This window comes from Pedobacter sp. MR22-3 (assembly GCF_026240075.1).
GTDB lineage: Bacteria > Bacteroidota > Bacteroidia > Sphingobacteriales > Sphingobacteriaceae > Pedobacter.
Genome location: NZ_JAPIVF010000003.1, coordinates 321,976 through 336,192, shown reverse-complemented (window position 1 = coordinate 336,192; position 14,217 = coordinate 321,976). Strand labels below are relative to the sequence as shown.

The 14,217-nt window shown below is 39.8% G+C and carries 13 protein-coding genes; 4 read left to right on the top strand and 9 right to left on the bottom strand.

Annotated features, from left to right (window positions below):
- Nucleotides 1-2: 2 nt before the first annotated feature.
- The 5 genes from OQ267_RS08400 to OQ267_RS08380 form a co-directional block, all read right to left on the bottom strand.
- Complete coding sequence (locus OQ267_RS08400) at nt 3-1,532, bottom strand: tubulin-like doman-containing protein (protein ID WP_265835540.1); 1,530 nt, start codon at nt 1,530-1,532, stop codon at nt 3-5.
- A 9-nt stretch (nt 1,533-1,541) separates the two neighbouring features.
- Nucleotides 1,542-1,925: a hypothetical protein gene (locus tag OQ267_RS08395; protein ID WP_265835539.1), complete on the bottom strand. Its 384-nt coding sequence runs from the start codon at nt 1,923-1,925 to the stop codon at nt 1,542-1,544.
- Nucleotides 1,926-1,930: 5 nt separating this feature from the next.
- Nucleotides 1,931-3,280 (bottom strand): hypothetical protein, encoded by a 1,350-nt coding sequence (locus tag OQ267_RS08390; RefSeq protein WP_265835538.1) that lies wholly within the window; start codon nt 3,278-3,280, stop codon nt 1,931-1,933.
- Nucleotides 3,281-3,479: 199 nt separating this feature from the next.
- Entirely contained in the window at nt 3,480-4,544 is a 1,065-nt protein-coding gene (locus OQ267_RS08385) for a type I restriction endonuclease (protein WP_088302117.1), read from the bottom strand.
- 276 nt (nt 4,545-4,820) lie between these two features.
- A complete protein-coding gene (locus OQ267_RS08380) occupies nt 4,821-5,096 on the bottom strand; it encodes a hypothetical protein (protein ID WP_265835537.1) in 276 nt (91 codons plus the stop codon).
- A gap of 238 nt (nt 5,097-5,334) precedes the next feature.
- Here OQ267_RS08380 and OQ267_RS08375 point away from each other — a divergent pair, with 238 nt between their 5' ends.
- Together OQ267_RS08375 and OQ267_RS08370 are read left to right on the top strand one after the other, a co-directional pair.
- The gene (locus OQ267_RS08375; protein ID WP_088302116.1) at nt 5,335-5,691 is read left to right on the top strand and encodes a response regulator transcription factor; all 357 of its coding nucleotides are present in this window, start codon (nt 5,335-5,337) and stop codon (nt 5,689-5,691) included.
- A gap of 173 nt (nt 5,692-5,864) precedes the next feature.
- Entirely contained in the window at nt 5,865-6,974 is a 1,110-nt protein-coding gene (locus OQ267_RS08370; RefSeq protein ID WP_088302115.1) for an ATP-binding protein, read from the top strand.
- A 30-nt stretch (nt 6,975-7,004) separates the two neighbouring features.
- On the opposite strand, the gene OQ267_RS08365 is transcribed toward OQ267_RS08370, so the two are convergent.
- On the bottom strand, nt 7,005-8,189 hold the full coding sequence (locus tag OQ267_RS08365; RefSeq protein ID WP_265835536.1) for a GAF domain-containing sensor histidine kinase: 1,185 nt from the start codon (nt 8,187-8,189) through the stop codon (nt 7,005-7,007).
- Nucleotides 8,190-8,350: 161 nt separating this feature from the next.
- Between OQ267_RS08365 and OQ267_RS08360 the strand changes: the two genes are divergently transcribed.
- Nucleotides 8,351-8,938, top strand: coding sequence for a Crp/Fnr family transcriptional regulator (locus tag OQ267_RS08360; RefSeq protein ID WP_253249051.1), 588 nt, complete (start codon nt 8,351-8,353; stop codon nt 8,936-8,938).
- 53 nt (nt 8,939-8,991) lie between these two features.
- Nucleotides 8,992-9,450: a hypothetical protein gene (locus tag OQ267_RS08355; RefSeq protein WP_265835535.1), complete on the top strand. Its 459-nt coding sequence runs from the start codon at nt 8,992-8,994 to the stop codon at nt 9,448-9,450.
- 145 nt (nt 9,451-9,595) lie between these two features.
- On the opposite strand, the gene OQ267_RS08350 is transcribed toward OQ267_RS08355, so the two are convergent.
- The 3 genes from OQ267_RS08350 to OQ267_RS08340 form a co-directional block, all read right to left on the bottom strand.
- Complete coding sequence (locus tag OQ267_RS08350; RefSeq protein WP_265835534.1) at nt 9,596-12,064, bottom strand: PAS domain S-box protein; 2,469 nt, start codon at nt 12,062-12,064, stop codon at nt 9,596-9,598.
- A gap of 131 nt (nt 12,065-12,195) precedes the next feature.
- Nucleotides 12,196-13,530, bottom strand: a complete 1,335-nt coding sequence (locus OQ267_RS08345; protein ID WP_265835533.1) for a sensor histidine kinase — start codon at nt 13,528-13,530, stop codon at nt 12,196-12,198.
- Complete coding sequence (locus tag OQ267_RS08340) at nt 13,530-14,210, bottom strand: response regulator transcription factor (RefSeq protein ID WP_265835531.1); 681 nt, start codon at nt 14,208-14,210, stop codon at nt 13,530-13,532. Before OQ267_RS08340 ends, OQ267_RS08345 begins: the two co-directional genes overlap by 1 nt.
- Nucleotides 14,211-14,217 lie beyond the last annotated feature (7 nt).

Here is a 14,217-nt window from a genome sequence, read left to right as displayed (position 1 = left end):
TTTTATTCAGTCATGGTTGGTAAGGCACCTAAAACGCTAAAGCATTCTGCTGCAATCTGGTTTAGTAATTGTAAAAATCTTCGTTCTTTTTCAGGGTCAGGGATGGTTTTTCTAAGCTCATCCTCCATTTTGCCCATTTTTTCGCTAATGAATGCCTGACTTAAGCCTGCATCACGCACAATACCCAAAATCTTTTTAATTGGAATGGGCTTCCCGGTTATAAATCCATTCAATGTTTCATCAAGTTGAACAGGTTGAAAACTGCGTTCGTTTAAGGCCATTTCTTTCAGCCATCCTTTAAAATGCGTACCAAAAAAGGAAGAAAGGGTTTGATAAAACAGGTCGGTATCGATATGGTCTTTCAACAGGTCTTTATAGAATACTTCGCCTTGCAGCTGAGGAATACTATCCAGATAAATTTTCATGGCATAAGCAAAATGCGCCAAAGGCTTCATGACCTGTTGGCCAGACCAATTGTAGAAATGCCTGAAATCAACATTGGCACTATCCTGAATAATACCATAATCGAAATATTTGGTTACACCGTTCAGGGCAAGTATTTCATCTGGTTTGTTAATAAAATCGATAATAGCCGTTGCCCCGATCATCTCTACCAAATGTGCCGGATCTAGCTGTTGATCTCCACCTGCGTGATATTCATATTGCTTGGTTGGCTTATCCCATACATGGTATAGTGCATTAAGTTGCCCGGCCATATGCTTGGCATAGTAACTTAAGGCAGCCTCTGTTTTGGCATCAAAGCTTTCTGAACTGATTTTTCCATCACCGCCTGCCTTTTTCTTCGCTTCTATTTTATAATAAGGCATTACGGTTAAGGCACCCAGTTTAATATTCCGAAGCCGGTCATCACCTTTAATTAGCTTGATCAGTTGAGGAAAACCAGAAGATCCAGTACCTCCAAAGATAGAGCTGACGATAAAAATACGATCCTGGGGATTGATGCTTTTCGCCACAAACTGATATTCTTTAAGTGAAGATAAACCATTGAAAACCACACAGCCAATATTTGGATTTCCTTTAAAGCCTTCATCAAGGCGAAGGTTTAGTTCTGTATTTTCGTAACGTGGATGATCGGATGGGGTATCATCATAAAGTGCCCGCAGCATATCCATGGTCACATCGCTCACCAGTTCTTCATGAGGATCAACATATTTAATGAACGAAGTTTCCAGGTTATCAAATTTCAGCTGAAAGGAATCATCAATTTTTTCCGCCCCTTCGGTTTGTAATGAACTTAACGTGTTTAAATTGGTATTGAAAAAGCCATTAGAAAGGTCTGATCCATCTGCACTGCGTTGTGGTGAATAAGCTGTTTTACGGATCAACTTATAAGCTTCCAGTGCTTTCAGCGTTCTGGTGGTATCTGCATTTTTAGCATCTACATCAATAATCACCGGGATGACCTTGTTCGTATTGTTGAGCTTGGAACCTGCTGCCAAAAGCATGGTGAGTGCCCGTACTACCCTTGCACCAGTACCACCTATTCCGAATATAAATGTGTTTCTTATCATATCTAAAAATTAAAAGGGGGTTCTTTTGGAAAAAACAGACATTGGCTTAATGACTATAGATAGCATGATGAATACAATTGCAGCAAATACGGCGTTCATTAGGCAGAAGCGATACATGTAACTGTCTATTTCGCCTATAATATCTTTAGCAGAAATAAAGGCGATGGCAAAGGCTGCACACATAGTTAGGATTAAGGTAAATATCCAGTGCCCGAGTTTGTGAAAAATAGGTTTCCATCTGCCTAAGCATAAATAAAAGATGAGCACCACGGCTGAAACGACTATCAAAGTAATCTGCCCAACGGTTTGGTACACCTCATCATCATATTCTGGAACTGCAGGATTGGCACCTGCAATGAGCTCATAAAGCCCTGAGAAAATAGTTAAAATCATCGCTATTATTGGTTAATTTGAAATTTTAGATCAACAAGGTTTTTACCTTCGTTATGGTATGCCTCCATTACACCATTAACCAGGTGTTCGAAGGCAAATGTTTTTTTGGCTAATTTTTTAACGCCCTTATCGTTCATGGTTGACCAGGCCTGGTACCAGGAATCATATGTTAAGGGTACACGGAGATTAAGCGTTGCCTGATCCAGGCGAAGCTGTGTGATATTCACTTTGATCACATGAGTTGCCCTTTCATAGTAAGCAATTTGATTTTTGCTTTTTAAGGTAACAGAAGGCAAACGCTCTGAAAGATCAACATTGGCGCTACAGCCACTGGCTTCAACAATTAAATGCTCACGGAGGTAACTTAACTTTTTAGCATATGGTGGCAGGGAATTTAGATCTACCACGGCAGAAAATTCGATGGATTGATTTTTTTCCACTTCTACGTTTTCTATTCCCGCGTCACTCACTTTTCCGGCCTTGATTAATTTATAATCACCCTTCATGCCCAGCTGCGTTAGGATATGATAGTTATTGATTTTTTGATCCAGCAATCCAAAATGAATTTCCTGCTCAGGTTTAAAATTTGGAATTTTGGCTAGTTTTGCATCAAACACTGGCAGAATGTTATTTTTAGCTATTACCCATACATAGAAAGGCCTTACTGTACCTTTGAGTGGAACTTTAACATTCTGATAGTCATAATATTTCCCAAAAAATGCGGAGCTAAAGGCATATAAACTGGCTGCTTGTTTTCTGCCTTTTAAATCAATGAATGTAGCATAAATATTATTTTTTAGTGTGCCAGACGCCGCTTGTCTATTGATTTCAGCATTCGCTTTTACCGCTGCATTTGGAAAGGACAAAATACAGTCAGAAACGAAGATGGAGATATCGCCATCTTTTGTCGCTTTTGCAATATCATTAAAAACATGGTGCAACTCTGAACTATTACTGAGTGCAATTTTAGTGGTTGCAATATCGCTGCTAAATCTGGTGGCTTCATATGGATAATCCCTGATACTATCGGTGATGAAATGGATCTTTACAGGAGAGATTTCCTTATCAATTTTTACTGCGAGATCAGAAACAATTTGCTTAAATTCTGCAGATCCGGCAAAATATCCACCCATACTGGCAGAGGTTTCGAGATAGAGGTTAACCTGGCCAATTTTAGCCGGCAACGGGCAACCTCCGGGCTTAGGGCCTTTTACCTCTTTACATTTGTCTTTTTGATCGGGCACGCCATCTCCATCCGAATCCTTATTGCTATTGCAGCCGGTAAAGAAAGTAAGGGATAACAAGGCTATGAGCAATGCTCCAATAGCCCAAAACTGAGAACCTTTTGTTTTCATTTTCTTAATAAATGTGTTCCATAGTTTAAAGAATATGTTGTTGTTAATTGATGATGCCTTTCACAGGTGATTTAATCATCTTCTTGAAATAAATTTTATCGGATGCTATACGCCATTAGCGGTTTGGAAGTTGAAAACCATACGCAAAGCGAACAGATTCACCTTTATCGCCTGGATGCATTTTACCGGTTTTAAACCATTATTGATACTGATCCAGCGTTTGGTGTAGTTGCCCCCTGTACTGGTAAATTTCATCAGGAGAATCAATCAGAACTTTTTCTCCGGCATCTTTACCTTTGGCAAAGGTTTCCAGGTATTTGTTAGCTGTGTTAAAGTGAAACCTGCATATGGGCTTCCTGTTATTATCATCCAGCAATACACCAAAGTAAGATTGGGTATCACGGGCGGCAATTCTTGAAGATGGAATGCGCTCACGAAGAATGGCTTTTACAATTTGAAATGCTTCTATCTCTTCTTCTGTGGTTATAATTTTGTTTTCAGATGGTTCATTAATCGGCACTACCTTGTTTTCTTCGGTTTTTTCTATCGTTTCATTAATGCTCAACGCAGATTTTAACCTGGAACTGATTGACTCATTGATGGAAAGTACAAGTGCTTTTTTGGCATACTCCTTAAAAGTGACCATTCTGTTCGCTGTGAGGGGCTTATCAAAGAATCTGTTGACCAATAATTTTACAAATTCATCAGAGGGATGTTCAATCTCGTTTTCAAATTCTTTACGGATGGATTTAATATATTTAAGACTTTCTGCTGAATCCAAAATACTTTCCAGACTGTATTCCGTTTTGGTAAAACCTTCTAAAATTTTAATGGAACTGTCTTTCAGGTCTTCAATATCAATCGTAAAAAAAGGTTTCTCATCCATAATATTGGGTTTCTCCAGATCCATATAAAAATTATAGATGGTACCATTGGTTAACACGCCAAACCTGGCTTTAGAAACATGGTAGTAACGGTGGAGTTGTGAATTATGGGCATCGGCCTTTTCTTTCCAATGCTTGCATTCAAAAATGAGGATAGGCTCTCCGTTTTTCTTAATGACGTAATCAATTTTCTCACCTTTCTTGGTCCCGATATCACAGATATGCTCTGGGATCACTTCAGTTGGATTGAAAATATCGTAACCCAAAATCTGAATAAAAGGCATGACAAACGCATTCTTGGTCGCTTCTTCAGTGTTGATCTGGTCTTTTAATCCATTCACACGCTGGTGTAATTGTTCGAGCTTTAATTTCAGTTCCATTCTATAGGATAAGTTTGTTTTAACTAATGGTGATTATCCAAAAGTAAACAGCTAACTCAGCCTTTTCTTACGGGAAACCGTAAAGCAACTGCAATGTTTAATTTACATTACAGGCCATGAAAACTATACAATCAATACGTCATTTCCTATAGAAATAAAAAACCAAACCTTGTGGGTTTGGTCGATTTTAATAGCAAATACATCTATATTTTACTGGTAGATTTAATAAGATGATGAGCTAAAGTATTAGACTATTCATCTGCAGTTTACAAGCAGTTAATCGGATGGAGCATCATTATTAGCCGTGTTGGGCATATTACCTGCATGTCCCGGATTACCTTTTTCAGGATCTGCACGGGCTTCTTCTGATCCAAAATCACCCTCACCTACCTCACGACTTAAAAACTCCGCATCACTTTGTACTTCATTTACTTTACTATGCTCATTACTGCGGTGACGCGGCACCTGGTTATCAGGCATATTGGAACGATCTGCCGATTGATCTGACTTCGGGTCTTTTAAGTTTTCATTATTTCTTTCCTGGTTTTCCATATTCATAAGTATATAACCTTACAACATATTAATTTGCCGGAGGTTTTACTTAAATGCGTAGTCGTTAAGAAAGTAACCAAACACATGAAAAGAAAATTGAGGTTTTGGAAAGCCACGGCAGTTCAATTGGTTTACAGCGGCGCACCTATGCAGAAGCGTAATAAAATAATACTTGGAATAATTTATCATATTTCTAAACTAATCCTTATTATAGCTGTTATAATACTTTAATATACATATGGCTAAAATATTTGTCCTGGAAGATGACAGGGATATAAGGGAAGTAGTGGAGTGGATTTTAATGTCAGAGGACTATGAAGTCGTTTTATTTGAAAATGTGAATGATTTTATGGGGAGAGATCTGGAAGAATCACCTGATCTTTTTCTCCTTGATGTAATGTTGCCTGACGGATCAGGACTGGAAGTATGTAACCACCTGCGATCAGAAAGTTTACAGGGCAACGTTCCTATCATCATCATGAGTGCACATGCCAGCCTGGAGCAGGTAAGTAGTGGCTGTAAGGCAGATGCATTTATACAAAAGCCTTTTGAACTTGATTTTTTCCTGAATAAAATCCGCTCATATATTCATTAACGGACCTATTCCAGCTGTATATTTTACTAACCGTCCTGCCATAAACTGTCAGTTTTAAATCTGCTGAACATTTTATCTTATGTAATAAATCAGATAGAATAGTATAGCCAAATGGATATAAAATACATTTTTTATTATCTTGTAGCTACTATATTTACTTTAATTCTCGCTCCATGCCCAGTAAAACCCAGCAGATTAATACACTCATTGAACTGAATGATGAATTGGAAAATTACTTTCGCAATACGATTATTCCGCAGCTGTTTGTAGATGCCAATCTGATTTTACGAAAATTTACACCTCCTGCCATGAAACAATTTAAGCTTCATCAGGAGGATATCGGAGCATCTATTCATAACGTGAAGGATAATTTCCGTTTTCCAACCATCATCGAAAACATCGAACATGTCATCAGTACAGGATCACTTTTGGAAAAGGAGATTCAAACTACTGATATGCGCTGGTACCAGATGAATATATTGCCTTATCTGGTTCAGAAAGAAAATAAAAATAATGGTGTAATCATCACATTTGTAGATATCACTTTGAGGATCCGTGACCTTAAGGAACAGGAAAAACTGATCATGGAGCACGAACTTTTACTGGATACCATATCGCATGATATTAAAACACCATTAACCAGTTTAACCCTTACCATTGAAATGCTGAAAAAAGCCCCGGAAAAGAGTACAATTAAATTTCCGGTTTTGCTTGAAAAAATAGAAAACGGTCTTCTAAAAATAAAAGGTATTGTGATCGACCTGACAGATTCCAGAAGATCAGACCAGCAGTACAAAACTGCTGAGGAATTGCTGGATATAGAACAAATACTGGAAGATGTACGACTAACTTTGGCGCCGCAGATTTTAGAATCAAAAGCGACCATACATTGGGAAATAGCGCAATCCGAAATTTTATTTGTCCGCCGGAAACTTAGAAGCATGCTCTACAACCTGATTAATAATTCAATCAATTACAGGGATAAGCAGCGTCTTCCTGAAATATATATTAAAACCTTTTTAGAGGATAACTATTTTGTAATCTCAGTTGCGGATAATGGTGTGGGCATTAAAAAGGAGGATCAGGATAAAATATTTACAAAATATGAAAGACTTTCAAAAGATGTGGAAGGCACCGGGGTTGGCCTTCACCTGGTCAGGGAAATCGTTATGCTCTCCGGTGGAAAAACGGTAGTGGACAGTGAACCGGGAAAGGGAACTACTTTCAAAATTTACCTTAAGCAGCAACAGAACCATTCTGCTGATCAGTCACCAGCTTCATAAAATGCAACAAAAAACACTTATCCCCTTTTGTTAACTGGGTAGCGAAATGATAAAGGAAGTGGCATCCACATCAGATTCTACACGGATGCTGCCACCATGGGCCAATGCAATTTCCTTTGCAATATAAAGACCGAGGCCTAACCCCTCCTGTCCGGATTTTACCTTTCCCCTCGAAAATGGTTTAAAGAGATGAGGCAGGATATTCGCCGGGATTGGTGTACCTGAATTGGAAACAACCAATATTTTCTCGTGCTCAGATTCGCTCATCCTTACCCATATTGGTTTACCTGCTTCTCCGTGTGTAATGGCATTTCCCAATATATTTGAAAGTAATTGTGCAATTCGCTTATAGTCTGCCCTCGGTTCAGAAGATAAAGTAACATTTTTTATAATTTCAATTTCCGGCCATGCCATGCGCAGCTCTACAATTACCTGGTCAATGGTTTCATTCAGGCTTAATTGATTTTCATAATTGAGTTTAATGCCGCCACCCAGTCTGCCACTTGCAAAATCAAGAATATTATCGATCAGTCCTTTAGTGCGTGTGGTTGCATCATGAATAATGGCGGCCAAACGCTTATTGCGCTCGTCGAGTTCACTTCTTAGCTGCAACTGTACGGCATTGGAGATCGCATTTACCGGATTCCGGAGATCATGCCCAAGCATCGCAATAAACTGCTCACGGGTTTCCGCATTGCGCTTTTCAACCTTCAGTACACGCTTACTTTCCGCCAGTTCATCCTGCGAATCCAAATGAAACCCGATCAGTTCCGAGAAGAGACTGAAGGTCTTAATCACTTTAGAGTTATTTACCTCCTTTGGTGTACGGTCAATGGCGCAAAGGGTACCAAAAAACTCACCGTTTCTTAAAATAATAGGAACCGAGATATAACTTTGCAAGCCGTATACTTTAGGGGTATGGTGATCCTTATATGCCGGATCTTCATTAAAATCATCAACGGCAACCACCTGATGATGATACATAATCTCATTACAAATGGTGGTTTCAAGGTCAAGGGATCCGCCTGCTTCCAAACCAAATCCAATCATATCCCTGGTGGCACAGGCCACCCAGAATTTTTCACTTACACGTGCAATAGCAGCAAAACCCATTCCGGTAATTTCACAGGCTACCTCCAATATGTTTGCTACAGAGGGGATGCGCGAAACCCGCTCTATATCTAATCCAATGCTTGATTTTTCTTTTTTACTCATTCACGATCTTTAAAAGGAGACTACTCTTTCTCCAAAAAAGTGTAGTAAAGTTAAAAAAATCCTATAAATTTTAAAGCATTTTACCAGATGCAGTTTACTGGCAGAAGAAGATTTACGTAAATTGCAATGCAAATCAGGACACTAAAAATTTAAATCATCCTGTGAAACATGAGCGCGAATTGATGGAACAAATCAGAAGATACTTTGAAAGGAATTTAAAAATGACTGATCAGGACTGGAAGGCCTTTTCTTCCAGACTAAAACGTGATGAATATTCCAAAAAGCATCTCCTGTTAAAAGCCGGACAAATTGAAAAACACCTTTCTTTTGTGGAAAAAGGTATTATCCGTTTCTATGTTCCGAAAACAGAAAATGACCTGACCTTTACTTTTGTTTTTGATGATGGTTTCGTGAGTGCCTATGATTCTTTTCTCACACAACAGCCTTCCGGTTATAACATTCAAACCCTTGAGCCCACCATTCTTTGGCGAATCTCTTTTGATGATCTTCAAACCATTTACAGCGAAACAGAAGCAGGAAATATGATTGGCAGAAAAGCCAGTGAAGATTTATTTCTGAAAAAATCAAAACGGGAGCTTTCTTTGCTAAATGATACGCCTGAGCAGCGATACCTCAAATTATTTTCAGAACAGCCACAGCTTATTAAACAAATACCATTAAAATATATTGCCTCCTATATTGGCATTACCCCACAAGCACTTAGCAGAATCCGCAAACGGATTTCTTAACCTGGGTTCATTGTTTAAGGGGGTGAATACACCGACCTTTACATAAAAAAACAATGAAACCTTTACTCGTTTTACTCAGTGTATTTCTGCTATCTGCAGCTATTAATAAGATCTTCCGTGGAAATGATGAACTTGCCTTTTCTGGCAAAATGGCCATGTCTGTAATGCTCTTGTTTACTGCATCGGCACACTTTGCCTTTAATGACGGGATGGCCATGATGCTGCCGGAATTTGTGCCTTACAAACCCCAGGTGGTTTACCTTACCGGCATTATTGAAATTGTTGCAGCTATCGGCCTTTTTATTCCTGCTTTCAGTATTCTGACCGCCTGGCTGTTAATCGCCTTTTTTATCATCATTCTTCCTGCAAATGTATATGCTGCAATTAAGCACATTGACTATCAAAAAGCTACTTTTAACGGAAGCGGATTGAATTATTTATGGTTTAGGGTACCTTTACAAATGTTATTTATAGCCTGGGTCTATTTATCCGCAATCAAAAACTGGCATTGATCAATTTGCATCGATAGCAAGAAGCAGCATTTGCAAAGGCCTTTGCTGTTCGTTTAATAGCACAAATGTTCTAACGGTTGGGAAGTTGGGACTTCCCAACCGTTCTTTTTTATCATGACGATAGCTGATCGTGACTTACATTATATCAGTCCATCCAATCCGCAATCGGGGCATATGGAATGCTGAAATAAAAGGCTGAACCAATGCCGACCTCACTTTCCACCCATATTTTCCCGCCGTGCCTTTCTATGATTTCTGCTGAGAGGTATAAACCAATTCCGAAACCGGCAATGGTACTGGTTTTCTCATTTTGAACCCTGTAATACCTTTCAAACAGTTTGGGTATGTCTTGTGGCTGGATACCGTTACCGGTATCTTTCACACACAGTACCACCTGCTCATCAATCAACTTACAGCTAATATATATTTCAGAGTTAAAGGCAGAATATTTTACCGCATTACTAAGCAGGTTATTAATGACATGGGCAATTTTATCTTCATCGGCAGCTACCCACATTCCACTTCTGGGGGTACAGATAAAACGATGTGTCGAAACGAAGGCGGCATATTCTTCTTCCAGGTTACTCACCAGAACAGAGAGATCAAACCTTGATCGGTTCAGCTGAATCTTTCCCGATTCCAGTCGGGATATATTGAGGAAACCATTGATCATGGTGGTCATTTTTTTGAGTTGTGTCTGAATTTTATCAACAAACAGGTTAATATCAAACGCATCTCTATTGCGGGCTTTTAACTGAAGCAGCTGCACATAACCATTCACCGAAGTCAGTGGTGTTTTAAGTTCATGGCTAACCATCGCAATAAAATCATTTTTGCGCTGCTCATCTTCTTTTTGTGCGGTAACATCCATCACAATGGCATAAATCCGCTCATTGGATCCATCAGCTCCCTGGTAAACTTTCCCAACTACGCGCATCCATTTTCGCACGCCAGTCACCAAATGACGGATCGCATAGGTGCTGTCTACCGGACTTCCGTATTTTGCGGCATTCTCTAGTACGGTTTTCACCTCGTCTAAAAATTCTGGTTCAACGGCCTCCAGCACCATTTCCCAGGAAATTTCGCCCTTTAGCGGAAGTCCGAAATGATGCCGATACTGTTCAGACATTTCAGCTACATTGTTCCTGAGGTTCAGACTGCAGCTTCCCAGCTCACCCGCATTAAAAGCCGTGAGTAAATTTTCCTCGCTTTCCAGCAGCCTGATATTGGTATCACGAAGTTGCTGATTAGACCGGATAAGGGCTTTATTGACGTTTTCGATTTCCTGCAATCTTTGTTTTTCACGGGTAATATCAGATCCTGAACAAATGTACCCCACAAATAACTGATCGCTGTTTAACCTTGGCATACCCTTAATTTTCAGCCAACGGTATTCGCCTTGCTTATTCAGCAGACGAAATTCATTGGAGAAAGGTTCATGGGCTTTCAAGCTGTTTTTTATATTTTTTTCTACCAATGCCAGGTCTGAAGGATGAATATATTCCTCCCAGTTAAAGTCATGGAGATTTTCCTGTTGCCAGCCTGTCAGGTTTACCCAGGCTGTATTCAAGTATTCCAGTTTTCCTTTCTCATTCATTAGTGAAATCAGTATTTCACTTCCTTCTGCCATCGTTCGGAAACGGGCTTCACTTTCTTTAATAGATTGCTGTGCTAAAATCTGTGGGGTGACTTCTATAGCAATGCCAAGTACGCCGGTAATTTTTCCATCATTATGCAAGGCCCGGTAAAGGACATCATAATAACCAACCTCTTTTAATCCGTTGCGTTCTAAAATTACTTTTTCCGCATAAATTTCCAATGATTCTCCCGTACGGTATACCTTATAAAGGGCTTCTACAATGGGTTGACCAACAATTTCAGGTACACCTACAAATAAGGGTTTGTCGATAATGTCTGCCGTTTTACCTAAAAAACGCAGCATGGATGCATTGACAATTTCGAAAGTCATGTCTTCTCCCCTGAAAACCTGCATAGCTATCGGGCTGTATTCAATCAAATTGCGGTATTTACTTTCACTTTGCTGAAGTTCCTTGGTACGGTTCAGCACTTCATTTTCAAGCGAAATATTCAGGTTTCGCAAGTTATCATAAGCGGTAAACAAATCCTGGTGCAGCGCATCTACCTGCTTCAGGCTTTCGCGTCTTTCCTCCTGACTTTTTAAGGCCTCTTCTTTGCTTAAAAATTCACTGGTTACGTTTCTAACTGATTGTATGATGTAAGAAATTGATCCGTTCTGATCCAGAATGGGTGAATGTAAAGGCTCCCAATATCTGATAATGAATTTTCCGGGAGCTGATTTATCCGGAACATCATAACGCTGTACCGGCATGATATGCGCCTGCTTATTTTTGATCACAAACTGAAGCGAGGCCATAATGTTGTTCACGCCATCAGGATCAGGCAGGTTGGGATTATCCGGAAAGGCATCAAAAATGTACTTCCCTTTAATATCTTCCCGTAGAGATTCTGTTGCCTGCAGAAAAAGGTCGCTGGCGGTAAGAATATACAATTCGGGAGATAGTACCAGAAATATAGCTGGTGCAGTCTCAAGGGCACGGAGGGTATCAGCAGAGCATGAGTTTTGTAATAGCATCAAAAATTGGAATAATTTAATCCATTTTGGATAAAGATAAAGAGTTAATTCATATAAAATAATGCTTTCACAACCACAGATTGTAAGCTGGCTATCCTTTTATTATAGACATCGTTTTTATCATATCTTTCCTACACTTCCAGATCTAATTTCAGCCATACTGTAGCCTTAAAAATATAATTACCACTTTCCAATTTAAGTATTCCACCATGGGCTTCCACAATTTCCTTACAAAGCCAAAGCCCCAAACCTGAACCTGAGGTGATGGTTCTGCCCTTGGTAAATGGCGTACCCAATGCCGATACATTTACCTTTTCCTGAACCGTCTTGTTTTGAAAACTCACCATTAAATTTTGATTGTCCTGCGCTATTGAACACAACAGTGCACCCGGTGACATATATTTCAGGGCATTTTGCAACAGGTTTTGCCACACCATTTCTATTTTTTCAGCATCTGCACTGATCTCGAAAGATTTGATGTCCTCGCTGAACCGTATATCATATTGTATGTTGCGCATCCGGGCCTGATGGTTGTTCCGGGCAAAAACCCTGAAGAGCTGATCGGAGATGTCGGTTTTACTTTTCCTCAGCAACAAGCCATTCTGACTGAACTCGCTGATCAGCAGAAACTGCTCCACTATAGACTGCAAACGGCTGATCTCTGAAAGCTGACTACCCAACAGGTCCAAATCGGTTTTTAACTTTCTGTTTCCCAGTTCAAGTTCGGTTTGTGCACGAAGGTTGGCCAGCGGTGTACGCAGTTCATGTGAGGCGGCTGCAAAGAAGTTATTCCGGGTTTGTTGTTCATGCTCTATCCGCCCGATCATTTCATTAATGGTTTTGGCCAGTTGTTCCAGTTCATCGTGGGTTTCTGTAATGCGGATGCGCTGCCCCAAACGTTCGGTATTGATTTCTGATGCCTGCATGGCAATAGACCGGATGGGTCTGATTAACCATCCTGAAGCAAAATAGGCAGAAACCGCACTGGCCAGTAAACTGATTCCGGTGAGTGCAATCATTAATAAAGTAAACTGATTGATTTTATGCTTTAAAGAATAATCTGAAACGGTGAGCAAAAGTTCAACGGGCCGCCCATCGTAATTTTCCTTTTTCAGGTAAACCCCATATTGACCAAGACTATCAATCAAAACAGCCTGACCAGGTACCCGCAAGCGGGAAATGATTCCGGGAGACTGGAATACGAGAACTGGCTGATGCGCATTATTGTGGTAAAAAATCCGGATAGATTCGCCTGAATCAGGCAGCGCAATGACATCAGGGTTAATTTCAGTTTTGTCCAGTATGGTCTGTGCACGGGTATAAAGGTATTTATTGTAATTTTCTACATAACCATTTTTAAAATACTGAAAAATAAACCTGCTGAATACCAGATTGATCACAATAAAAACAATGCTGAACAACAGGGTCATCCTGAAACGGAGTCCACGGTAAAAATAGCGCTTCATTATGCTGATTTTGAAGTTTTTAGGATATATCCCCTGTTAATTACCGTTTGAATATGCTGATGTTCAAAGCCTTCATTAATTTTTTTTCTTACCTGATACAGGTGAACTTCAATCACGTTACTGCCGGGATCAAAGCTCATATTCCAGACCTTATCCAGGATCTGTGCTTTGGTTATAATTTTATCCGGGTTGACCATCAGCATTTCGAGCAATAGAAATTCACGGTTGCTTAAAGCAATCGTTTTTTCACCGCGTTTAACCACTCTGCTCAGCAAATCAATTTCCAGATCTTCTACTTTTAATTTTGATAAACTCTTTGGCGTATGTTGACGCTGCAATACACGTACCCTGGCCAGTAATTCTTCCATTTCAAAAGGCTTTTTAAGGTAATCATTTGCACCGGCATCAAGCCCTTTAATCACCTGCTCGGTAGTACCCAGGGCACTGATGATGATCACGGGAACATAATTATTAAAACTGCGCAGGTTAGACAGGATATCAAAGCCATTCTGTGAAGGAAGCATGAGATCCAGCAGGATCAGGTCATATTGATTCACCATGGCAGTTTGAAGGCCAATTGTGCCATCCGGTTCATGATCAACTACATAACCGGCCTGCTCAAGTGCCATTTTGATATAGCCTGCAAGCTTAATTTCATCTTCTATCAGCAATATCTTCATCGTAAAT

Excerpts from the sequence above, each read along its gene's own strand:
- OQ267_RS08400 (WP_265835540.1), bottom strand. The coding sequence starts at position 1,532 with ATGATAAGAAACACATTTATATTCGGAATAGGTGGTACTGGTGCAAGG.
- OQ267_RS08395 (WP_265835539.1), bottom strand. The coding sequence starts at position 1,925 with ATGATTTTAACTATTTTCTCAGGGCTTTATGAGCTCATTGCAGGTGCC.
- OQ267_RS08390 (WP_265835538.1), bottom strand. The coding sequence starts at position 3,280 with ATGAAAACAAAAGGTTCTCAGTTTTGGGCTATTGGAGCATTGCTCATA.
- OQ267_RS08385 (WP_088302117.1), bottom strand. The coding sequence starts at position 4,544 with ATGGAACTGAAATTAAAGCTCGAACAATTACACCAGCGTGTGAATGGA.
- OQ267_RS08380 (WP_265835537.1), bottom strand. The coding sequence starts at position 5,096 with ATGGAAAACCAGGAAAGAAATAATGAAAACTTAAAAGACCCGAAGTCA.
- OQ267_RS08375 (WP_088302116.1), top strand. The coding sequence starts at position 5,335 with ATGGCTAAAATATTTGTCCTGGAAGATGACAGGGATATAAGGGAAGTA.
- OQ267_RS08370 (WP_088302115.1), top strand. The coding sequence starts at position 5,865 with ATGCCCAGTAAAACCCAGCAGATTAATACACTCATTGAACTGAATGAT.
- OQ267_RS08365 (WP_265835536.1), bottom strand. The coding sequence starts at position 8,189 with ATGAGTAAAAAAGAAAAATCAAGCATTGGATTAGATATAGAGCGGGTT.
- OQ267_RS08355 (WP_265835535.1), top strand. The coding sequence starts at position 8,992 with ATGAAACCTTTACTCGTTTTACTCAGTGTATTTCTGCTATCTGCAGCT.
- OQ267_RS08350 (WP_265835534.1), bottom strand. The coding sequence starts at position 12,064 with ATGCTATTACAAAACTCATGCTCTGCTGATACCCTCCGTGCCCTTGAG.
- OQ267_RS08345 (WP_265835533.1), bottom strand. The coding sequence starts at position 13,530 with ATGAAGCGCTATTTTTACCGTGGACTCCGTTTCAGGATGACCCTGTTG.
- OQ267_RS08340 (WP_265835531.1), bottom strand. The coding sequence starts at position 14,210 with ATGAAGATATTGCTGATAGAAGATGAAATTAAGCTTGCAGGCTATATC.